Source organism: Bacillus nitratireducens (genome assembly GCF_001884135.1).
In the GTDB taxonomy this organism is placed as follows: domain Bacteria; phylum Bacillota; class Bacilli; order Bacillales; family Bacillaceae_G; genus Bacillus_A; species Bacillus_A nitratireducens.
The window spans coordinates 82,690-105,674 of sequence record NZ_MAOC01000077.1; the positions used below are offsets into that span (position 1 = coordinate 82,690).

Annotated in this window: 22 protein-coding genes and 1 tRNA gene; 5 read left to right on the forward strand and 18 right to left on the reverse strand. The window is 35.5% G+C overall.

The genetic code is table 11. From position 1 onward, the window contains the following. Positions 1-446 precede the first annotated feature (446 nt). Positions 447-1,274: a CAP domain-containing protein gene (locus BAU23_RS19935; RefSeq protein WP_000747564.1), complete on the forward strand. Its 828-nt coding sequence runs from the start codon at positions 447-449 to the stop codon at positions 1,272-1,274. A 40-nt stretch (positions 1,275-1,314) separates the two neighbouring features. Here BAU23_RS19935 and BAU23_RS19940 read toward each other — a convergent pair whose 3' ends face one another. From BAU23_RS19940 to inhA1, 11 genes are all read right to left on the reverse strand, one after another. Next, positions 1,315-1,920: a DUF1648 domain-containing protein gene (locus tag BAU23_RS19940; RefSeq protein ID WP_000241837.1), complete on the reverse strand. Its 606-nt coding sequence runs from the start codon at positions 1,918-1,920 to the stop codon at positions 1,315-1,317. Between the two features lie 91 nt (positions 1,921-2,011). Beyond that, entirely contained in the window at positions 2,012-2,935 is a 924-nt protein-coding gene (locus BAU23_RS19945) for an RluA family pseudouridine synthase (protein WP_000448331.1), read from the reverse strand. A 99-nt stretch (positions 2,936-3,034) separates the two neighbouring features. After that, positions 3,035-3,451: a hypothetical protein gene (locus BAU23_RS19950; RefSeq protein ID WP_000490286.1), complete on the reverse strand. Its 417-nt coding sequence runs from the start codon at positions 3,449-3,451 to the stop codon at positions 3,035-3,037. Positions 3,452-3,552: 101 nt separating this feature from the next. Further along, positions 3,553-5,745, reverse strand: coding sequence for an MMPL family transporter (locus tag BAU23_RS19955; RefSeq protein ID WP_000856395.1), 2,193 nt, complete (start codon positions 5,743-5,745; stop codon positions 3,553-3,555). Between the two features lie 111 nt (positions 5,746-5,856). Continuing rightward, positions 5,857-6,504, reverse strand: a complete 648-nt coding sequence (locus BAU23_RS19960) for a phosphatase PAP2 family protein (RefSeq protein WP_071735047.1) — start codon at positions 6,502-6,504, stop codon at positions 5,857-5,859. Between the two features lie 59 nt (positions 6,505-6,563). Then, a complete protein-coding gene (gene potD / locus BAU23_RS19965) occupies positions 6,564-7,613 on the reverse strand; it encodes a spermidine/putrescine ABC transporter substrate-binding protein PotD (RefSeq protein ID WP_000780027.1) in 1,050 nt (349 codons plus the stop codon). A 38-nt stretch (positions 7,614-7,651) separates the two neighbouring features. Beyond that, a complete protein-coding gene (potC, locus tag BAU23_RS19970) occupies positions 7,652-8,452 on the reverse strand; it encodes a spermidine/putrescine ABC transporter permease PotC (RefSeq protein WP_000714188.1) in 801 nt (266 codons plus the stop codon). A 6-nt stretch (positions 8,453-8,458) separates the two neighbouring features. Next, positions 8,459-9,307: a spermidine/putrescine ABC transporter permease PotB gene (gene potB, locus BAU23_RS19975; protein WP_000715507.1), complete on the reverse strand. Its 849-nt coding sequence runs from the start codon at positions 9,305-9,307 to the stop codon at positions 8,459-8,461. Next, entirely contained in the window at positions 9,304-10,287 is a 984-nt protein-coding gene (gene potA / locus BAU23_RS19980; protein WP_000720327.1) for a spermidine/putrescine ABC transporter ATP-binding protein PotA, read from the reverse strand. Before potA ends, potB begins: the two co-directional genes overlap by 4 nt. 238 nt (positions 10,288-10,525) lie before the next feature. Then, positions 10,526-11,893, reverse strand: coding sequence for an aldehyde dehydrogenase (locus BAU23_RS19985; RefSeq protein WP_071735048.1), 1,368 nt, complete (start codon positions 11,891-11,893; stop codon positions 10,526-10,528). Positions 11,894-12,064: 171 nt separating this feature from the next. Beyond that, positions 12,065-14,452: a M6 family metalloprotease immune inhibitor InhA1 gene (gene inhA1 / locus BAU23_RS19990; protein WP_000728978.1), complete on the reverse strand. Its 2,388-nt coding sequence runs from the start codon at positions 14,450-14,452 to the stop codon at positions 12,065-12,067. Between the two features lie 341 nt (positions 14,453-14,793). Here inhA1 and BAU23_RS19995 point away from each other — a divergent pair, with 341 nt between their 5' ends. Both BAU23_RS19995 and BAU23_RS20000 read left to right on the forward strand, forming a co-directional pair. Then, the gene (locus BAU23_RS19995; protein ID WP_000276220.1) at positions 14,794-14,928 is read left to right on the forward strand and encodes an anti-repressor SinI family protein; all 135 of its coding nucleotides are present in this window, start codon (positions 14,794-14,796) and stop codon (positions 14,926-14,928) included. Positions 14,929-15,007: 79 nt separating this feature from the next. After that, the gene (locus BAU23_RS20000) at positions 15,008-15,331 is read left to right on the forward strand and encodes a helix-turn-helix domain-containing protein (protein ID WP_000578889.1); all 324 of its coding nucleotides are present in this window, start codon (positions 15,008-15,010) and stop codon (positions 15,329-15,331) included. 76 nt (positions 15,332-15,407) lie between these two features. On the opposite strand, the gene calY is transcribed toward BAU23_RS20000, so the two are convergent. The 6 genes from calY to BAU23_RS20030 form a co-directional block, all read right to left on the reverse strand. After that, positions 15,408-16,001, reverse strand: a complete 594-nt coding sequence (gene calY, locus BAU23_RS20005; protein WP_000053716.1) for a biofilm matrix protein CalY — start codon at positions 15,999-16,001, stop codon at positions 15,408-15,410. A gap of 435 nt (positions 16,002-16,436) precedes the next feature. Continuing rightward, positions 16,437-17,249, reverse strand: a complete 813-nt coding sequence (locus BAU23_RS20010; protein WP_071735049.1) for a DUF4047 domain-containing protein — start codon at positions 17,247-17,249, stop codon at positions 16,437-16,439. A 155-nt stretch (positions 17,250-17,404) separates the two neighbouring features. After that, on the reverse strand, positions 17,405-17,995 hold the full coding sequence (locus BAU23_RS20015) for a TasA family protein (protein ID WP_000172857.1): 591 nt from the start codon (positions 17,993-17,995) through the stop codon (positions 17,405-17,407). Between the two features lie 63 nt (positions 17,996-18,058). After that, positions 18,059-18,628: a signal peptidase I SipW gene (gene sipW, locus BAU23_RS20020; RefSeq protein ID WP_000767816.1), complete on the reverse strand. Its 570-nt coding sequence runs from the start codon at positions 18,626-18,628 to the stop codon at positions 18,059-18,061. Positions 18,629-18,830: 202 nt separating this feature from the next. After that, positions 18,831-20,117, reverse strand: coding sequence for a D-alanyl-D-alanine carboxypeptidase family protein (locus tag BAU23_RS20025; protein ID WP_000247044.1), 1,287 nt, complete (start codon positions 20,115-20,117; stop codon positions 18,831-18,833). 160 nt (positions 20,118-20,277) lie between these two features. Beyond that, a complete protein-coding gene (locus BAU23_RS20030) occupies positions 20,278-20,505 on the reverse strand; it encodes a hypothetical protein (protein WP_000251863.1) in 228 nt (75 codons plus the stop codon). Positions 20,506-20,786: 281 nt separating this feature from the next. Between BAU23_RS20030 and BAU23_RS20035 the strand changes: the two genes are divergently transcribed. Both BAU23_RS20035 and BAU23_RS20040 read left to right on the forward strand, forming a co-directional pair. Next, positions 20,787-21,002: a hypothetical protein gene (locus BAU23_RS20035; RefSeq protein ID WP_000090224.1), complete on the forward strand. Its 216-nt coding sequence runs from the start codon at positions 20,787-20,789 to the stop codon at positions 21,000-21,002. 193 nt (positions 21,003-21,195) lie between these two features. Then, positions 21,196-21,268 (forward strand) — tRNA-Val (locus BAU23_RS20040). 98 nt (positions 21,269-21,366) lie between these two features. Here the strand turns inward: BAU23_RS20040 and BAU23_RS20045 are convergent. Further along, positions 21,367-22,479, reverse strand: coding sequence for a tyrosine-type recombinase/integrase (locus tag BAU23_RS20045; RefSeq protein ID WP_071735050.1), 1,113 nt, complete (start codon positions 22,477-22,479; stop codon positions 21,367-21,369). Between the last annotated feature and the right edge of the window lie 506 nt (positions 22,480-22,985).

Here is a 22,985-nt window from a genome sequence, read left to right on the forward strand (position 1 = left end):
TAATAGGAAAACGGCTATCTCCTTCGTCTATGTAAAGAGATAGCCGCTTTTTTGTCTGCTACAACATTAAAAATATGTTACTTTATTATAAAAAAGAACAACAGAAACATTACAGTTTCGTAAAAATCAATCCATTATATTCCTCGAAAAATCGCTCAAACCATTGATACAATAGGATTCTTCATTTTCTATTTAGGTAACTTTATCCAAAAATCCCCTCTTAAAATGAAGTATAAAAATGATGAAAATTCCTTTTATACTCTATGTTTCTCTTATTTCCGCCCTTTTCTTCCCTTAGGATAAATTAGGTAATTTTGAAGTCTATGAATTTTTTTCCATCTTTTTTCTTGTAAATTGTATGCTACGATGAATTTGTCAGTCAGACAGGCTGTCAAAAACAAATCGTGTGAAAACAAATTAAAACTTTATATAGGGGGACACACATCATGAAAAAGCGTGTTTTATTATCTGTAGCTGCTGCAACAGCTCTTACTTTAGGAGTATCTTCTTTAGATGCACAAGCTGCAACAGTACAACCATCTAACATAAAGGTTCAAAATATTCAGCATTCAAAAATGATGATGAAGCAAATGAGCCAACAAGAATTACAAGCATTCTTACAATCTATGGGAGTTGAATCATTAGCACAATGGAATCAAGGACAATTCCAACAAGATTGCTTCATTCCTGGTCAACAGCCTACTGAAAATGTTGTGACTGAACAACCAACAGCTAAGCCAGAAACTCAAAAGCCTGCTGAGCAAAAACCAGTTGAGCAAAAGCCTGCTGAAGAAGTTCAAAAACCAGAAGCTCAAAAACCTGCTGAAAACAACAATACTCAAAAACCTGCTGAACAAAAACCAGCTGAGCAAAAGCCTGCTGAAGAAGCAAAATCTTTAAGCGAATTCGAACAACGTGTTGTTGAATTAACAAACGCAGAGCGTACAAAACAAGGCTTACCAGCATTACAAATTGATACTGAATTAAGCAAAGTAGCACGCATTAAGTCTGAAGATATGCAAAAAAACAACTACTTTGATCATAACAGCCCTACATACGGGTCTCCGTTTGACATGATGAAGAAATTTGGTATTTCTTATAAATCTGCAGGTGAAAACATCGCCCAAGGTCAACGTACTCCAGAAGAAGTTGTACAAGCTTGGATGAACAGTGCTGGACACCGTGCAAACATCTTAAATAGCGGCTTCACTCATATCGGTGTTGGCTATGTAGAAAGCGGCAACTACTGGACACAACAATTTATTACGAAATAAATAGATTAAAAGAGTCTTCTCATTAGGAGAAGACTCTTTTTTAAATTTCATAACTTTCTATTATGTACGAATATAAAATGTAGAACATAAATAAAATAGACCCGAAGCTTATCACACTAATTAATACATAAAATCCCCATTCCAGGCTCAAAAGCAATGAAAATAATATGCTACATGCCATCACTTGAAAGATTCGCCTACTAACTAAACGGATTTTTTGTAATTTGATCGGTTCTTTCTCTGTATCCTTCACCTTTTTAAACACCTTACTAAGCATAAAAAGAAACATACTAATTCCAATCGTTAGTCCTGTCTGAAAGAATATAATACTTCTCAAATTAATAAAAAGAATAAGCATATGGATAAACAACATAAATAAAGTAATACTCTTTATAAATTCGCTTACAATAAAATGCTCTCCTTCGTTAAACTTATATATATTATGTGAAATAATATACACGAATCCATGTAAAAAAATAATAAGGACAGGCAGAGATAACACGACAACTTGTTTACTTATAAACTCATTCGCTACACCATTCTCGTTCCAATGCACTGCCATACGAGTTGGTAAGTATGGATAGATGCATAGAGTAAGTAAAAGACAAGCGAAAAATATTCCTAGCACATATTTATATTTGACCAAGTGATTCTCACCTCTCTTTTCTCTTAACGGCTTCGCCTCTTTTAGAGAAACTCCTGCAAAAATCTACCTTTTTCAATTTTCAACTTACACTTTACCCGTTTTCTCTTTCAAATTTTTTCATTGTATTGTTTAATTTTGCAGGGAAAGGTACGTCAACCATGATCTCTTCTTTCGTAATTGGATGCAAAAAATTAATCTTCATCGCATGTAGCGCTTGATGAGACATGTATTTTGTTTGTCCGCCATATAATACATCCCCAACTAACGGATTTCCATTATAGCTCATATGAACACGAATTTGATGCGTTCTACCGGTTTCTAACTGTAACGTTACGAGCGTAGCATTTTGTTTGTTAAAATATTTCTCTACTTTATAATATGTTATAGCTTGGTCTCCCTTTGGAGAAACACGGCGCCTTGTAGCGTGATGTCTATCTCTTCCGATAGCTGCATCAATTGTCCCTTGCTTCTTCTTTACTTTTCCTTCAACAAGTGCCGCATACGTTCTTTTAATTTTCCGTTCCATTAATAAACGATCCATAATTGCACCCGCAATTCTATGTTTTGCGAATACAACACCACCTGTCGTATCTTTGTCTAACCTATGAATATGGCGAACCTTCGTCTCTAAACCTTGCATTTGAAAATGAAAAGCAACAAGATTAGCAAGTGTTCCCGTCCCATTTTTTTCAGATGGATGTGTATCCATTTGCTCGGGCTTATTTACAATGAGTACGTGATCGTCTTCATACACTACATCTAATTCACCATATTGTGGATCTACGCCGTACTCCTCCTCCATAAACATATGAACTTGTAACTTATCTCCTTCTTTTAAAAGTTCATCCCATCTCCTCTGTTCTCCGTTAACCGTAATACCTTTTTCCATACGAAGCTGATGTAATAACTTTTTTGGCACTTCCCATTCTACTTTTAACAGCGATTCAATGCTTATACTATTCCATATCGCTGGAACCGTAATTTCACACCATTCGCCCTTTTTCTTTGTTTCCATACTGTATCACCTTATTTCTATTGATTCTCTCATTGTAACGGAAAACACACTTTGATGCACCGTCAAAAAGAGAAGACAGTCTTATAATAGACTGTCCCCTCATGCTCTAATCCTTTTCATTTCTTGCAATACTGCTTCAGCTTTTTGTTCATACGATAAATCTTTAAAGAAATCTGCCAATCGTTTATAGTCGTTGTACGTATCTAATAAGTCGTCTATCTTCTCGCCTTTTATAACTTGCTGCTTTTGCTTCATTTTTACTGGATAACGATACCCCGATACTTCTTGTATTTTGTAATACTCATCCTCTACTTGAATGACCTTTACAAGTTCCTCTTCTTCCGCATCCATCGTATACCCATCAAACTCTCTAAGCAGTTCATAAATAATATGAGTCCATTCATCTTTTGGATAAAATCCTTTTTCTAACCGATAACCGACAATGCGATACATATGTCCATCTTTTTCAGCAAACTGTACTGTATCATTTAGCTTAAACTTAAAATAACGAAACATTGCCTTCACCTACTTGTATGTAATGTTCTTATCACATACTATTTGCAAAATATAGGCCTTGCTATTCATAAAAAAATACTCACCTTATAGATGAGTATTTTTTAGGACGATTTTTCTTTTTTCTTTCGGAATGGTAACCACCAGTTCCAATCTCCAAACAATTTCATTAAACTTGGTACGAGCATAAGGCGAATAATTGTTGCATCAAGAAATATGGCTAGTGCAACCCCAATCCCCATCTGCTTTACTGGTAAAATATCTGTAAATGCAAACGCACCGGTAACAACAATCATAATTAAAGCAGCGGATGTAATGATACGGCTTGTTGATACAAGCCCTTCTAACGTTGCTTGGTCGTTATCTCCTGTTTCCTCATACAACTCATGAATACGTGAAATAAGAAATACTTCATAATCCATACTAAGTCCAAATACGAGGCCGAAAATGAAAATGGGTAATACAAATAAAACCGAGCTCTCTTCTAATCCGAAATGTCCACCTTCAAACAACCAAATAACAATTCCAATTGTTGCACTTAAACTAAGTACGTTCATAATAATTGCTTTAATTGGAATGAGTATAGAACGGAATGCGAATAATAAAATGACAAAGGTTGACCCAAATATAACAGACATACCAATTGCAACTTTATCTTTAATTTCATCTTCTAACTCTTGTTGGAACGTTGTCATCCCGCCTAAATAATAAGTAACATCGTTTTCTTTATAATTTTTTTTGAAATCACGAACCCATTGTTTAGCAGTTTCTGTACGAGGTTTCGTATCCAAAAAGACTTCAATTGTTGTCTTATTCTCTTTCGTATACGCTTCAAATATAGGAGCTATTTTCGCAGCTTCTGGTGATTGTAACATCCCAGCAACTTGATCTGCTTTCATTCCATTTAGCCCGTCATATACACTTTTCACCTTATATACTTGCTTATCATCTTTTAACTTTTGAATAACATCTTCTACCTTTTGTAAGCTTTCTTTTGCTGTCATATCTTTCTTCGTCTCTACTACTAATGTAACATCAGCATGTGTTTTGACAGTTTTATTAAATGCTTCTTCATATTTCTCATAAGCAACCCTTGTGTCACTCTTTTCAGGTAACGCTTCAACACCAGGGAACTGCAAGTTAGCTGTACGTAGCGGTAATAAACAAATAACAATAAATGCTGTAACGGCAATAATCATGACGATTGGATGTTTCATTACAAACTGTGCAAATTTACGCCATACATTTGATGGCGTAGGCGCCACCTGATTCTTTTTTAATATCCTTTTACCAATTAAAGATAATAGCGCCGGAAGAAGTGTGAGCGAAAATAGAATGCTCATAATAACGACAATCATCCCGCTAATAGCAACAGACTGAATATAATCAATCTTAAAGAAAAATAAACCTGATAAACCGACGAATACACATAACCCTGAAAATACGATAGCACGCCCTGCCGTTTGATACGTAGTCGCTATCGCTTCTTTCACTGTTCTCTTCGCCACTTCCTCTCGAAAGCGATTTACAAATAACAGTGCAAAATCAATTGATAATGCAAGCCCAATCATCGGTGCAACATTCAATACAAAAATAGATAACTCTTTATCGCTACCTATAAAATATAAAATCCCCATCGTACTAATTACACTAAGTACACCATTTAAAATCGGCAAAATAGACGCAAGCAGACTACCAAATGAGAATAATAGTACGAGAAAAGCAATAGGTAAACCAATCATCTCTGCTACTTTTAAATCATTTTGCGTCCTTTCATTAATCTCTTGATTAATTTTCGGATATCCTGTCGGTGTTACTTTTAATACTGCATTACTTTCCTTCTCAATTTTTTCAGCGAATTGTAATGTCTTTTCCATTCGTTCTTTATTTGTTTTCCCGGAAAATAATATCGTCGCATAACCGATATCATCTTTTAGCATCTCTTTATTTTGCATCGGATGATGGAAAGATTCGTATGTTTCCTTCTCTTGAATGTGATTTATAATTCCATCTATACGCTTTTGAAACTCCTCTTGAGAAGCATTCTTTTCTTTCTCAAAAACGAGTAAAAGCGTATCTTGAGACTGCTTAAAATCTTTATCTAAAATTTCTTTCGTCTTTTGATAATCCCCTTCTGTTTGGAAACCATCACCACCTAATACTCCCGGAAGCTTTGGAGCAAAAATACCGAGTGCTATTGCGAGTAGTAGTAATACGACGATTACTGTATAACGAAATTGATACAAAAAAGCGCCTAACTTCCCCCACTTATCAATTTTATGTACATTGGTCTTCACACATTTTCACCTACTTTATATAATTCACTTGTCATTTATACTGTATCACATCTCCCTATAAACAAAAAACGTCTAGGAAAACTATAATACTAGTTTTTCTAGACGTTTTTTTTATCTCTCGTTATTAAGTCCCAATCTCTCGGTAAGCAAACGATGACAATAAATTGCAATGATTAACAAAATGCCACCTGCGCAGTAACCAGCTAAAATATCAGTCGGGTAATGAACATTTAAAATAACTCTACTTAATCCAATCGATAAAATTAATATTCCCATCAAAATCGTTATAACATATTTCCAAGTTACACTCTTCAAATTTGCCGCAATGATATAAGTAAGAAACCCGAATGTCATAATAGATAACATTGCATGTCCACTTGGGAAGCTATACCCAAGTGCGTCAAGTGCCTCATTTAATGATGGGCGGTCTCTTTTCACAATTTCTTTTATTCCCTTATTAACAAGATGTGTCGTTAATATGGCCATCGGATACACAATCATAGCAGCATAATAACGTTTCTTCCAAAAAACAAGCAAACTTATAACAAGTGTAGTTATGATCCCAATCTCAGATCCCATCTTTGTAAAGTATGAGAAAAATGTAAGAGCGCTTTCCGTTTGTAACCCTTTTACTAATCCGCGGACATATGTATCCATCATTGTAACACCACCTACATGTACCCTCCAAGCGATGATACTAAATAGAACAAATAATAAAACGATACACATTCCCTCATACTGATGCAACTTCTTCTTCAAGCGATTTCCTCCTACTATGAAAAAATGCGATTTCTACTTTAGAAACCGCATTTTCTCACTTATTTACCTTTTGTTTTTAACTCTGTCCAGTAGCGATCATAGTCTTTTAACTTATCATCTACATCAACAAGCCATTCTGTACGATCTAATTCTTCTTTCGTTAAGAAAATCATGTGGTTATCACGATATTCTTTACTGTGAAGAGGATGAGCTTTTTCATTTGGATTACTGTAACCAATTGACTCGTAGTTTTTCACACTTACTTTTTCATCTAATAAGTAGTTCATAAACTTCTCTGCAAGCTCTTTATTTTTCGCACCTTTTGGAATTGCTAACGTGTCAGCCCAAATTGTGCCGCCTTCTTTTGGTACAACGTACTCTACATCTTTATTATCTTTTGCGATAAATGCTGCGTCTCCAGACCAAACTGTCCCGATCCAAGCATCTTCTGTAATGAATTTCTGTTTAATATTATCTGTATCGAATGCTAATAAGTTTGGAAGTAGCTTCTGCAAATCAGCTGACGCCGTCTTTAACTGTGCATCCTCTTTCGTGCTATTAGAGAAACCATTTTTCTTAAGTCCCATTCCTAATACTTCACGAGAATCGTTTAATAAAGTAACATGTCCTTTATATTTCTCGTTCCATAAATCATTCCAGCTTGTAGGTGCTTCTTTCACATACTTTTTATTGTATGCGATTCCTGTTACACCCCAAGTATATACTAAAGAATACTTATTCTCTGGATCAAACGCAGGTGTTTTAAAGTTAGAAACAAGATTCTCGATGTTCGGGATGTTCTTCTTATCTAAAGGTGCTAATAAGTCCATCTTCGCCATCGTTTTCACCATGTAATCAGATGGCTGAATTAGGTCATAATTCGCACCACCAGCTTGTAATTTCGCAAGCATTTCTTCGTTACTTGCGTACTTATCATAGTTAATTTTCACGTTATATTTCTTTTCAAAATCTCTTAAAACTTGCTCATCAAAATTGTCAGCCCAGCTATAAATGTTTAATTCTTCTTTTTTCTCACCACAACCAGCAAGTACACCTGCAGCAAGACTGAAGCTAATTGCTACACCAGCTAATCTCTTCACTAATTTCATCAGTTTATTACCTCCTTGTACTTTCTATATCATTCGTATTATAAAGGAAGGTGTCCTCCAGAGTTTTCTTCACCATCTGCACCTTTGTTACGGAAGATTTCAGATAGAACCATTAATCCTACGATAACAACAATTAAAATTGTAGAAAGAGCATTAATTTCAGGTGATACTCCGCGCTTAACCATACTGTAAATATATAATGGCAATGTTGTTGATCCTGGTCCTGATACGAAGAAACTAATTACAAAATCATCAATTGATAATGTGAATGTTAATAATGCTGCTGAAACAACTCCCGGCGCAATTGCTGGAAACGTTACATAGCGAAACGTTTGCCACGGTGTTGCTCCTAAATCATTTGCAGCCTCTTCTAAATCACGTCCCATACTTGAAAGACGTGCCGCTAGAATAACAACAACAAATGAAATACTAAATGTAATATGCGCAATAATAATCGTTACTTGTCCAAGTTCCATACCTAATTGACTAAATAAGATTAGTAAAGATAATCCCATTAAAATATCAGGAATTAGAATCGGTAAGTATACAAGACCATTAATAGCCCCTTCAAAACGATATTTATAACGATGTAATGCAATCGCAAAAATCACACCAAGAATTGTCGTTACAACCGTCGTTATAACTGCAATCGTCATACTATTTATAAACGCATCAATAACATCTTGTTTTTGAAATAAATCTGTATACCAATGGAATGTAAAGCCTTCCCATTCCGCATTAATGCGCGAATCGTTGAAGGAATATACCATTAAAACCATCATTGGAAAATACAAAAACAATAAAATTAACCAAGAATAAGAAACTAGAAACTTCTTCATCTTTGCCTATTCCCCTCCGTTCCCATCATATTTATATACTTTCGTTGCACGATAATATAAGTAAATTAACAGAATAGAGAATAGAACAACAATCATAGATAACGCAGAACCAAACGGCCAATCACGCGAACCTAAGAATTGATTTTGAATTACGTTTCCGATTAACGCTACCTTCGATCCACCCATAACGTCTGATACAACAAACATTCCGATAGAAGAAACGAATACTAAAATAGAACCAGTAACAATCCCTGACATCGTCATCGGTACCGTTACATTCCAAAATGCCTTTACTGGTGTTGCTCCTAAATCATAAGCTGCCTCTAGCTTACGCTTATCAAGCTGCTCAATCGCTGCATACACTGGTAAAATCATAAATGGTAATAAAGAATATACCATTCCGAGTATTACAGAGGGTGTATTATATAGCAGATTTAAAGGTTCACTAATAATACCTAGTTTCAATAGCAATGTGTTTACAAGACCTTGTGAACGTAAAATAACAATCCATGCGTATGAACGAACAAGGAAGTTAATCCAGAACGGAATCGTTGCCAATAATAAAAGGATAGAACGATATTTACGATCAACAATTGTAATTGTATAGGCAAATGGATAACCAATTAATAAACATAGTACTGTCGTAATAACCGCAATTTTTACTGTTTCCCATAACGTCCCCATATATAATGGATCAAACACACGCGCTATGTTATCTAATGTAAATTTCATTTCCACTGTCCCGTATGCTCCGCGCTGCATGAAGGCAAATGCTAATACGAACAAAAGTGGAATTAGGAAGAAGATTAACAGCCATACGACTGTAGGTAATGCGAGTAATTTCCCTTTTTTCAATTTAAGGTCACCTCGTCCTCTTGCTCCCAGCCTACATATACATTATCTCCAATGTTCCACTGCGCTGCTTCTTCAGCAGTTTGATAAGCCATCAGCAATTCTGCTGTTTTCTCATCACGTACATACAGCTTTTCCATATTTCCAACAAACTCAATATCTTCAATATGTCCAAGATGGTATTCTTTTAAAATTGATTGCTCAACCGAACGAACCTTTACGTTTTCAGGGCGAACTGCTACGTAGTTTTCCCCATTCTTCACGATATTATTTTCACCGATGAACGTCGCAACGAACAATGTTTTCGGCTTATTATAAATTTCTTTAGGCGTGCCGACTTGTTCGATATGCCCTTTATTCATAACGACAATACGATCACTCATACTCATCGCTTCTTCTTGATCATGCGTTACGTATATGAACGTAATTCCTAAATTACGCTGTAAGTTCTTCAATTCACGTTGCAAATCTTTTCGTAACTTAAAGTCAAGCGCTCCAAGTGGCTCATCTAATAGTAATACACGCGGATTATTTACAATTGCTCTTGCAATTGCTACACGCTGCTGCTGTCCACCAGAAAGCTTTGAAGGTTTACGATTACGGAATTCAAGTAACTGCGTTAAACGCATTGCCTCTTCCGCACGTTCTTTCTGTTCTGCAGCTGGTACTTTTTGCATTTTCATACCGAAACAAATATTTTTTTCTACATTCATATGTGGGAATAGTGCGTAATGCTGGAACACTAAGTTCATATGACGCTTGTATGGTGGCAAATCGTTAATCTTTTCATCATCTAATAAAAGATTCCCTTTAGTTGGAGTTTCAAATCCTGCGATCATACGAAGTAAAGTCGTTTTCCCGCAACCACTCGGTCCTAAAATTGTTAAAAATTCTCCTTCTTTAATATCTAAAGAAAGAGGTGGGATAATCACTTGATTTCCAAAATGTTTTTCTACTGCTTCAACTTTAATAATCTTTTTCATTTTCCCGTCCTATCTACCTTAAATTTTAATTTTTATATTCATGAATAAATATTTATGTTCTAATAGACTCTTTTTTGTTTCGATCCAAACAAAAATGGTTATTTAGCAAGCGTTCACTTCTATTCTATATGTAGTATGTTTGATTCATTTTCGCATGATACATATGTCGAACAGAAAAACCCCTTCCATTGCGAAGGGGCTATTATCATACGGCTACGCCTACTGATAAACACCATCATCATTTTAACAACTTTCGTATGAATTTTAAAGCACTTTTTGTAGAAGAGTAACGAATTTTCATGTCGAATGCTGTAGATTGGGACAAAATGCTTTTATAATGGGAAAAAGTCCGAAAACTTTGTTCACCATGATAGCCGCCTAATCCACTGCTCCCCACTCCCCCAAAAGGTAAATATGGCGTTGCAAGATGATACACAACATCATTAATACATCCTCCGCCATATGGGATATTATTCGTCACTTGCTCTTGTACTTTTCTATCTTCAGAAAAAACATATAAAGCTAACGGCTTCGGATGTTGCTGAATCGTTTCAATTACATCTTCTAGTTTGTCATACTCAATGATTGGTAAGATTGGTCCGAAAATTTCATCCTCCATAACAGCACTTTGCCATGTAACATTTGTTAAGACTGTCGGCTCAATGTGCAATGTTTCTTTCTTATAACTCCCGCCAATCACCTGCTTACCGTCTTGTAAAAAGGTACATAATCGTTCAAAATGACGATCGCTCACAATTCTTACGTAATTGTCATTTTGTAAAGGCTCTTTTCCATATTGCTCCGTTATTTCATGTCGTAATGCCTCGATTAGCTGTTCTTTCACTGAAGAATGAACGTACATATAATCAGGTGCCACACACGTCTGTCCCGCATTTAAAAATTTGCCCCAAACGATACGTCTTGCAGTTACATCTAGCTTCGCATCTTTATGCACAATACATGGACTTTTCCCGCCAAGTTCTAACGTAAGAGGCGTTAAATTTTTCGCCGCTGCTTCCATCACAACTTTTCCGACTCCAACACTACCTGTAAAGAAAATATAATCAAACGGCTCCTTTAAAAGTGCAGTGCTTTCCTCCACACCGCCTTCTACTACCGATACAAGCTCTTCTGGGAATAACTCTTCTATCATTCTCGTAAGCATTTTTGAAACGTTAGGTGTTAACTCTGACGGCTTTAAAACAACTGTATTTCCAGCTGCCAGCGCTCCTACTAGAGGTGCAATCGCTAACTGAAACGGATAGTTCCACGGTGCGATAATAAGTGTCACACCGTACGGTTCTGGCACTACTTTCCCCTTTGATCCAAAATGAGTTAGTGCTGTTCGAACTCGCTTCGGTTTACTCCACGATGACATATGTTTCAATTGAAAAGAAATTTCTTTTAATACATATCCCACTTCCGTTGTAAACGACTCATGAGCTGACTTATTTAAATCTAATTTCAATGCTTGAAAGATCTCTTCTTCAAAACGCTGAATTCCATCATAAAGCTTTTTTAAATTATTTTTTCTTGTTTCTATACTTCTCGTATATCCATTATAAAAATATTGCTTTTGTTTATTTACAATAGAAGAAATACTCATTCACTCACCTTCTCCCACTATTTTTATCCAATTCTTTCATTATTTATATAGACTTTATATGTAACAAATTTCTATTCGTAAAGTTACATTATATATGACTTTTCCAGCTATATAAAATTCATTGCTCACAAAAAAACTACCGAAAGAAATTCTCTCGGTAGTTTTACTGTATTAACGATATAAACGAACAGCACCTGCAGAATTATCATCAGCTTGTCCTACTACTTCAAACTTCAGACCAAGCTTCGGTAAAATACGTCCTGCATCTGGAATTTGCTCATTAATATACGTTTTAGAGTCATCAAACTTCGGTACTCCTGGTAATCCATCGTATACGAATGTTCCACGCGTTGGAGATACAACTTTCCAAGCTGGCGTTTTGTCGAATGAGAACGCCGAATCAGCAATTTGGAATCGCGTACTGCTTTTAAATGTTGGTTTGCCATTTAGAGTTCCTGCAATTGCTTCTGGATGAGAGTCAACTACACCAAGGAAACCATGTCCTGGATGTATGCCAACCCAGTTATCTGTGTAAGCTGAATCCGCATACCATACAACCATACCAGTGTTATATACTGGACCGCGAGCAAATTTCAATGCGTTATCTGAACCCGCATAGTTTCTCCACTCTACATAGTAGTTATGTTTTTTCTTATCCATTCCGTTAGATGCAACGAAACCATCCAATTTGAATTGTGGTGTACCTTCTGCATCATCAGAGAATACAACATTTCCATCTACAGTTAGTGACGCGTTATCAAGTGTGAATCCATTTAACGCTAATCCACCATCTGTAATATATTCAAATACTAGTTTCACTTTCTTACCTTTGAATTGACTTAAATCATATGATTTATCAACCCATTTTCCATTTGTCGTAGCTGCATTTCCACTATTTGCTTTCTCACCAAGTCTTTCAATCAACGTTTTTTGACCGTCTTCTGTTACAGCGTGTACTTCAAGGAAATCGTACTCCGCTTCGATTTCATACAATGACTTATAATCGAATTTTGCAGTCGTTGCTTTCGTTAAATCGAATAGTGGCGTTTCCATCGTTGTATGAAGGTCATCACCCTTTGTGCTGTAGTAATACTGTTTACCAAATGCAGGCTGAATTCCTTTTACCTCTTTATCTGGTAAGTTAACACGAATCAGACCTGGACGATCTGACTTCGTAACACTTTGGTCTAAGTATGTTGCTAGACCGATACCTTTATTTAATTTCTCGTAATCTACCTCTACGATATTTGCCCAGTTACCACCTATTGTTTTTTGGAAAAACTCTTTATTTTGTGGTGATAAACTCGTTGGTGTTGTTCCAGCAATTTTACCAGCCCAGCTACCACCACTCATAATAGACCAAGCTTCAACCGGCTCACCATCACCGCTATATTGTGTATCATACTCATCTGGAAGACCTAAATCATGGCCATATTCATGTGCGAATACACCAACCGCGCCATCTTCTGGTTCAATTGTGTAGTCGAATGCTGCCATATTTCCGCCCCAATATGGAACTTTCGCTTGTGTACCTTCAATTGCGAATGGTTTTGGTCCAACTGTCCAGCGATGTGACCAAATTGCATCATCACCTAATTTACCGCCACCTGCTTCTTGTCCAACACCCGCATGAATAATCATTAAGTGATCGATTAAACCGTCCGGTTGATTTTGATTTCCATCACCATTTACATCGTATTGATCGAACTGATCAAACTGTGATAAATCAAGTCCACTATCTACAGCTGCTTTTAATGCATCTTTTACTAGATCACGTGGTCCTTTTGGTCCTTTATTATCATGACCTGTACCAGCATCAGCACCATAATCAGCTGCTTTACCAGGAACCGTTAACCATTTTGTAACTGTTCCATCCACTGTGTAGCTACCACCAGATTGCTCTTCATAATATTGTTTAAACGTTTCAATTTTACTTCCATCATCTAGTGTAAACGGCTCGTTACCGAATAACATTTTTTCATAATGCTCTTTATTAAAATCGTTGGAGTACATGTAACCAGGCTCTTTATCGATATTGTTATGTTTGAAATCAGCGTACTCTACAAGCAAAACAAGTACTTTATCTTTACGAACTTCACCGTTATATTCTTTTTGCTTAGCAGGTGAAGTTGGCACTTTCCCATTTAAGCCGCCTCTAACTGGACCTGCTCCCGCTGCAGTCCCGTTTGCTGGTTGCTCTAATTTTTCTTTCGTGTCTGCTTTCGCATCTTTCACTTTCTTTAAAAAGTCAGATGCATCTTTCGTAAGTTGGTCCCCATTTGCCGCTTCTTTCCCAGGATTTTCACCCTTTTTGTTCTCTACATACTTTTCGACAGCTTTCTTTGTTTCTTTCTCTGAAGCTGACGAATCAATTACCCCACGTTTTTTCAGTGCATCTGCTAAACGCTCTTCTGGAATTAAATGGTCATCAACTGGACTCGTAGCTGTTTTATTCCCAGGTGTTTCAGCGTACGCAGACTGAGTGCCCGCGCTGAATGAAAGACCTAATGCAGCTGTCAAAGCAATTGATGATAATACTTTAAATGGTTTCTTTTTCATCCCTTATTTCCTCCCCTAATAAATAATATGTATTACAATTTAAATTTTATTAAAAATTCAATATTTTTTCAATATTTAGTTATATTATGTAATTTTTTTAATATATTTGTAAAAATTACATAGTTAATATACGAATATATCACAATTCAACAATATTTTCAGAAAATATTGAAAATATTTGTCAGAAACTTTATAATCGCCATAGAGGGAATTTAATGGGGATTTTATCTTTGTTTCATCTACAAAACATTCGATAATTTGACACATAAAATATAAAAATCGGTTAATTATCGTCTACTATGTAGCAGCAATTATGACCAATAATTAGGGAGGAATTACATTTGTACAAAGATAAGACTGACTCACTAGATCAAGAATGGATTGATTTAATACTTGAAGCTCTAGATGCTGGCATTGCCCTGCAAGATATTGAACACTTTTTTCAACGTATGAAGCATACGAGCCAGGCTCAATAGCCTCGTTCTTTTTAGCGAATTTTATGTTATAATAATCACATCATAAGACGACTACATATTGATAGAAAGGTGCGCAAATATGATAGGAGAACGTATAAAACGCCTTCGTTTACAAAAAGGCATTTCACTAACAGAACTCGCCGAAAAGGCTGGCGTTGCTAAATCTTACATTAGTTCTATAGAACGAAATTTACAAAAAAACCCTTCCATACAGTTTCTTGAAAAAATCGCAGCTGTTCTACAAATTCCAGTTGATACTTTACTTCACGACGAGACAACAACGGAAAGTCACCTAGACTCCGAATGGACACAGCTCGTTAAAGATGCGATGAGCTCTGGTGTCTCAAAAGAACAGTTTCGTGAATTTCTCGAGTTTACACAATGGAAGAAAAATCAAAAATAATACATAGTAAGGAGTGCTTAAAACTGCACTTCTTTTTCTTTATAAAAAAAAGCGGGGGATACCCGCTTTTGATTTATTATTTTTCTTCGCCATCTGTTTGGCTTGCGTTGAATGTCCATTCTAAGTTCAATGAATCGCCTTGGAATTTGTTTTGATCTGTACCATCATCTTCGAATACAAATTGTACCCATAGATAGTCTTCTGTTCCAGCTTCTAAGCCACCTTTTTCACCCCACTCCGGAGCAAAAATGTCTTTAGCTAAAACATCTGGATCCACATTTTGTAAATCTGCTAAAGTTGTTTCATATACAGGCTCACTTTGTTTATCCCAGTTCCAAAGGAATTTCACTTTAATATGCTTACCGAAGTCTTCACCAGCATTATCACCTTTTGCATCTGCAATACTGTACTTTGTCGCTAATTTAACATCTTTAATTGCTAACGTTCCGTTGTTCTGTAATAAGAACTCTTTCTTAACTGAATCCCCTGGCTTTAGGTCTTTAATATCAACAATTGTTTTAGGGTTTAAAGCAAGATCTAATGTCCCAGCTGCAAATGTATTGTTCGACACTTCTTTATCGCTAAAGAATGCGAATGTTCCTCCACCAATTAAAGATAACCCCAGTGCTGCTGATGCAACTCCCATACCTAATTTTTTCTTTAGACTCACAATAAATTCCCCCTAGCTTTTTTTTGTATTTTTACATGCTTATTTCTTATTTCAAATAAGAGGTGTAACTAAAACTATATTAGCTTAGCTAATATTTGTTCTTTTTTGAAAACCTCAAGTTCATTATAACGAACGAAACTATATAAATACAACATATTTTTTGATTATTTTTATTTCTCAACATTTTTTACTTTTCCCAGAAAATTATTGAGAAATAAAATAAAACTTTAATCAGTGTTTTTTGTCCATCCCACTGATTATTAACCTTCACCAAATAACGTGCGGCCAACTAACTTCCTCGCATTTGTTGAATTTTTTGGCCCTTATACCTTTGAAAAAACAAAGCAAACAGATGAGTAGTAGGGCTCTCTCATCTATTTGTCTTATGATTGTATTTATACCTTCCGAAATGCTGCTGTATTTTACTTGCTATTCCTATTTCTTCTGTTCTTCTTGTTTCTTGCTCTCTTCTAACTTTTTCGCTTCTTCTTGCTTCTTACTTTCCTCTAGCTTTTTCGCTTCTTCTTGCTTCTTATTTTCCTCTAGCTTTTCCGCTTCTTCTTGCTTCTTACTCTCTTCTAGCTTTTTCGCTTCTTCCTGCTTCTTACTCTCTTCTAGCTTTTTCGCTTCTTCCTGCTTCTTACTCTCTTCTAGCTTTTTCGCTTCTTCCTGCTTCTTACTCTCTTCTAGGTTCTTTTGCTTTTCTATTTCATCTACTAATAATTTCTCAAAAGCTTGAATTTGTTTATCAATTACCTGTAAATTAACCTCTTTATCAACATACTCACAGTTTTCTTTCACTATATGAAAACCAGCATTCACATAAGAGAATACTTGCTTAGTAGGTTCACTTTTATTTTTCTTTAACTCTTCTTTCACTTCGTTATACGGATTTTCTATTGATACATATACTTTTTGTAACAGTTCTCTCTCCGCAACAATTTTCTCACGTCCTTGTTTCCACGTAGCAAGTGTCTGTTCTAGCTCTTGAGTGGAAGTGAAAGTTAATTTTGATTTCATCTCTCCATACTCATGCAAAATAACTTCCTTATGCTGAATAGCTTGCTTTGTTAGCTGATCAACTGTTTTTGGAAAAATACTTGCTGTAGAAATAGTAGCCTGCACTTTCGTCTCATGAATGAAAGCTGCTTCGGTATAAGTCATCATTTGAGAACCTAAATAAAAAGTAATAGAGCACAAACATGGCAATATAAGCATCTTTTTGAATTTGCGAGGTGCCTTAAGCATTTTAATCTCTCCTATCGAACAACTTGTTCTTTATCAAGAACTATATCTTTATTATAATAAAGTGAATTACAAAATGAAATACAAATTATGTTTCTTCTTACATTTCCCGTTTAGCACAAAAAGAGACTACTTTTGATAGTCTCTTTTCAGTATGATTATTTCTTCTCCACACCATCGCCTTGTTGTGCCTCAAATGTCCATTTTAATTGAAGTTTATCACCTTGGAATTCATTTTGATTTTCATTTTTATTTTTGAAGTGGAATTTCACTTTAAATGAATCACTAGTTCCTGCTTCAATACCTTTCTCAGGCGACAGCCAACTTACTATATCGTTTTCTGCAGCAGTCAGTGTTGTACTCTTCAACTCTTTTAATGTCATTCTCTTAATTACGTCCTCTTGTTTATCAATATTTTTTAAGAAAACTACTTCAATGTCTTCACCAAAGTCTCTCTTATTATCCTTCTTCACATCTTCTACATCATACTCCGTATTTAATAATACTTTTTTAATATCTAATGTACCTTTATTCTCTAACGTAAACTCTTTTTCAATTGTATCACCTGGTTTTAAATTATCCACTTTCACAATTGTTGATGGGTTCAGCGCTAAATCCAATGTCCCAGACGCAAATGTATTATTTGACACTTCTTTATCGCTAAAGAATGCAAATGTTCCTCCACCAACTAATGCTGCACCTAATACTGCTGATGTGATACCCATCCCTAATTTTTTCTTTAAAGTCATGTCCAAATCCCCCATAATATATATATTTGTTAATTTCCTAATAGGAAATTATAACTAAGATAACTAGACGGATTGTTCTACTTTTTTATCTTTCTTTTCTCCGTCGATGCTACGAATAGCGCCAAAAATAGAAATCGCGGAATAGCCAAGTAAAAAGACTCCTGGAATAATAAGCAGTAATGCTGATCCCGCTTTTGAACTCGCATAATTCAGTCCATAACCAAGGTATGGAACTGTAATATCTGCATATTTTCCGACTACATTCTCTGCAAGTACTGGTGCTAAATCTGGTCCATTGTTGTTATCCCCTTTTGTTTCATACATTACTTTTCCGTTTATATCTTTCACACCGATAATACGGTGAGTGACAATTTTGTTATCTTTCTCTTTAAACGTAATAACATCACCTTTTTGATATTTAGAACCATCTTTCGTTGGCTCTATCGCAATGATTGACCCTGTCAAAAATGTTGGTTCCATCGACCCTGAAAGAACGCTCTTAAATTGATATCCCATCACTGTTGGATCACCACCACTCGCTTTTGAAGAAATAACTACAAAAGCTAAACAAACCATTACCGCAAATAAAACAAATGAGATAACGTTGCTAATCACTTTCCAAATTAATTTCATCATCTCTCTCCCTCTCCGGTGTTTTATATTATTTGAAGTATGCAATATCCACCTTCGTTCTCTAGCAAGAACACAACTAAATAATATAACGAACGGTAGAGGAATGCAATAAGAAAATTTACAATTATTAGTTATCTTCAAGAGGTATATTAACGCAAAAAAGACCGTGACAAAATCTCATCACAGTCTCCATATTAGCTATTTACTTCTCTTCTGATTTCATGCCTTGGTTATTTCGGCGCAGCACTACATATAAAATCGCTCCAAATAATACAATCGCACCTATCCCAACACTTATCACTTTCACATTTGATTCCTTTACTTCAGGTTCAACTGTATCTTTTTTAGGCATTGCAAAAGTAACATCTTCTTTTGAAAGAACATTTATAGTCGCAATCGTTTGATTATTTTTTATAATATCTACCGCACCAACTACTTCACCGCGATGAATTCCTTTTTGGTACAAAGATTCTTTATCCACTGAATTAACCCGAAAAGCCGTTTTTACATTTTTCCCTTCATCTTTCTTTAACATAAGCTCAGCACTTTTTTCGAGCTCAGAATCAACATCTTTATTTAAATACGTTGTCTTTTGATGCCAACTATGTTTATCTAGTACAGTTTGCTTCGTAAATTGCCCAAAAGAATATTCCGCCATCTGCTTCAAATCTTCATAAATTTCAGGTCTTTGAGAAGCCATTACTACATTTATAATACGATTACCATCCTTCTCATTTAATAAAACGAGCGTATTGCGCGCTTCATTCGTAAATCCTGTCTTACCACCCATGCTATATGGATTTTCAAAATAAGTAGACTTATTAAAAATAGACACTGTTTGTGTAGATGTCGTAACCGTCGTTCTTTTCGTATTCATCGCTTGTAAAATTTCGGGATACTTTTGTACACCTCTCGTAATCATTGCCATATCATACGGCGTCGTATAATGATTTGGATCATGCAATCCATTCGGCGTTACAAAATGGCTATCTTTAGCCCCTAATTGCTTCGCCTTTTCATTCATCATATTGGCGAAATTTTCAACACTTCCTCCAATACGCTCCGCAATCGCATACGACACATCATTTGCACTCAGCACCATTAAAATCATAAGTGCGGTATTTCTATTAATAGTCTCACCAGGTTGAAACTCAATTTGATAATTACTCTTCTCTTGATCTAATGCTAATTGTGAAAACGTAAATTGATCCTCTGGCTTCGTATGCTCCATCAGTAAAATCGCCGTTAACACTTTTGTCATACTAGCAGGAAACGCACGATGATGTGCATTTTTGTCGTACAACACATCTCCTGTTTTTGCATCAATCGTAGTCGCAAACTGACTAAAAACATTCGGCCCTTCCGCAGGCGGCGGTGCCACTTGCTCCGGATTTACCCCAATATTCGTCTCAGCATATAACGTCATAGGCGTCAAAAAAAATAAACAAATAACCGTAACAAAAACCGAAATTTTCTTAAAATTTACCATATGACTCTCCCTTTTCCCTTTACTTTCACATTCTATAAAATAACTCTACCAATCTTCTCTTTGTAAAATTTGTATTAAATTGGAAGAATATTCACTATTTTTTACTATATCATACCTTTACGATGAAGAACATAAATATACAATAAAAAATAAGAAGGAATTACTCTTTCTTATCCTTCTCATCAATCAACGAATCTATTAACTTTTGCCCAGCCTCCTCGGCTGTAATCTCATCCGTCATCCCCATAAACGACCAACCTTTAGAATCGACCCACTCAACAAACTCTTGCAAAAACTCATCATGCGTCACATCCACATCAAGAATCGATCCATTAATCGAAATCGTTCTATTTCTAGACACACGCATCTTGAACGTTTTTCTTACCATTACAATAATTCTCCCTCTACTCCTGAATATTTATAAATATCTTGTACTTCATTTATACATGATTTCTTGAAAATTGTAAAAAGGATATATTGGCCAATTTGTATATTTAAAATGAAAATCTCTTATTATATAACCCTCACACTACATTCATTTGATCATAAATTGCATAATACATCCATATAAAAAACAAAACAACTTACATTTTATCACTTCAAATACAAATGACTTTAGTACAATAAAATAGAATATACTAGAAAAAACTGAAAATGAGGAGGAACTCCATGGCGCGTTGCACGTATTGTAAAACGAAGTGGAAAGTAAAAGATGTATGGTCACTCCTCATAGCATTTGAAAAAGATTGTCCGTATTGTTTCGGAAGACAATATATGTCTAATGATACCTTTCATCATGCTAACGCCGCTTTACCTTTGCTATTCTTATGTCCTTTACTTGTTGATCTAAGTGACGAAAATCCTTTAGATAAATATCGAAAATAGTATAACCGCTACATTCAAAACCTACCTTCTATTCAGTTCTCTCCTTATTAATTCTCCCTTTATCCACTACTAGTATACTTGCACATGCTCCCTCTTTAAAAACTTACTATAAAAATATTGTAAAATTTCAGTTAATTATATATAATTGCTTTAGCATAATGATTAAAGATGCTACTACATAAGCATTTTTAAAGATCCCGTAGCTCAGCAGGGAGAGCGCCACCTTGACAGGGTGGAGGTCGTGAGTTCGAACCTCTCCGGGGTCATACAGTCAGAAACCGTATCAAATTAACGTTTGATGCGGTTTTTATTTATTTAAAACCGTATCTAAACGAGTCAGTGGTCACAGAATTGGTCACATTCCCTACAAAATCTCTTCTATTTTGTTAACCGCATCCTCTTGCATCGTTGGCAGCACATGAGAATAAGTGTCTAATGTGATTTTAATGTTACTATGTCCTAATCTCTCAGAAATCACCTTCACATTCACACCTTTAGCCAATAACAAAGTAGCATGTGTATGACGTAAATCATGAAAGCGAATCTTTGGTACAGCTGCTTTCTTAATCAAAACGTTTATACTCCTTCTAACATTAGCAGGATTAATTGGTGTTCCAGAAGGAGTACACATCACCAAGCCATTGTCTTGGTATTCTTCACCTTGACTCAGTTTCTCTTTTAATACGACTGCTCTATGCTTCTTTAGCTTTGCTATTGTTGATGCAGGTAGTAGTATTTTCCTTAAACTTGATTTTGTCTTTCCTCCAAGCAAAAATGTTTTCCCATCATGACTTAACGTTTGGCTAATAGTTAAATGCCCCTTTTCTAAATCAACATCTTTCCATCGCAAACCTAGTAATTCACCCTGTCTCATCCCAGTTACAAGAGCCATATGAAAAACAATAGAATACCTGCTCTCCTTCGCAGCTTTTAAGAACAGCTGTACTTCCTGTTCGTTCCACACCGTTAATTCTTCTTTATCAACTTTAGGCAACTTGGTTTTCACTGCGACATTTTTGCTAATTAACTCCAAATCTATTGCATGTTCAAGAGAGTTCCGAATGACTTTGATTATCTTCTCGATTGTTCCTCGCTTTAAACCTTCGTCTCGCAGCGAATTGACGTAGTTTTGCATATGCAACGATGTTAACTTAGCTAATTTGATATTACCTAAAGAAGGGATGATACGACTGTTTAAGTAACCTTTCAGTACCTTCGCTGTTTGAATACCGACACTGTGCTTCTTTGTATTAAACCAACTCTCAAGATACTCACCATAAAGTAACTTACTAGGTTCTACATATACCCCAGTATGAACTTCTGAAAGTATCATTGTTAAAGCATTTTCTGCTTCTTTTTTAGTAATGAATCCCCTCTTCTTCTTTTGCTTTCTTTTACCTGTTAGTGGGTCAATACCGATATCTATAATATAAAAATACTTTCCTGTTTTCTTATCTTTTTTGACGCTTCCTTTCATTGTTAAGAGCCTCCTTGGAGTCCTTAACTGTACTGTATATGGTAATTTTATTATAGCGGATAATCTTGGTATTTATAGGCTATAATTTTGCTCCATATTAGTATAAAGAAAACTGAACTTTATTTGCACATGTTCTCCAAAGAGTTAAAATGGAAGGTTTCCGATTACAATGTTTATGTAGATATCACCGACAAGCATACCTAACTACATCATTTCGCCATACAGGTGCTTTGTTTTATATTACGAATGAGGGAGACCCCTTCTCACTTCAGAAGATATTAGGGCATACTGATATGTCTATGGTAAGGAAGTATATTCAGATGACAGATGCTGATGTAAAGAAACACCATAATTTTTCCTCATCCTTAAATCGATTTTTCAATTAGAAGTTGTAAAGTACACACTTGACTAATTAGAACATACTTTAATAGTCAAAACGAGACCATGAGTTTCAATTCTACTTATGGTCTCATCTTATCCATTTCAGTCTATTTCTCATATCTGTT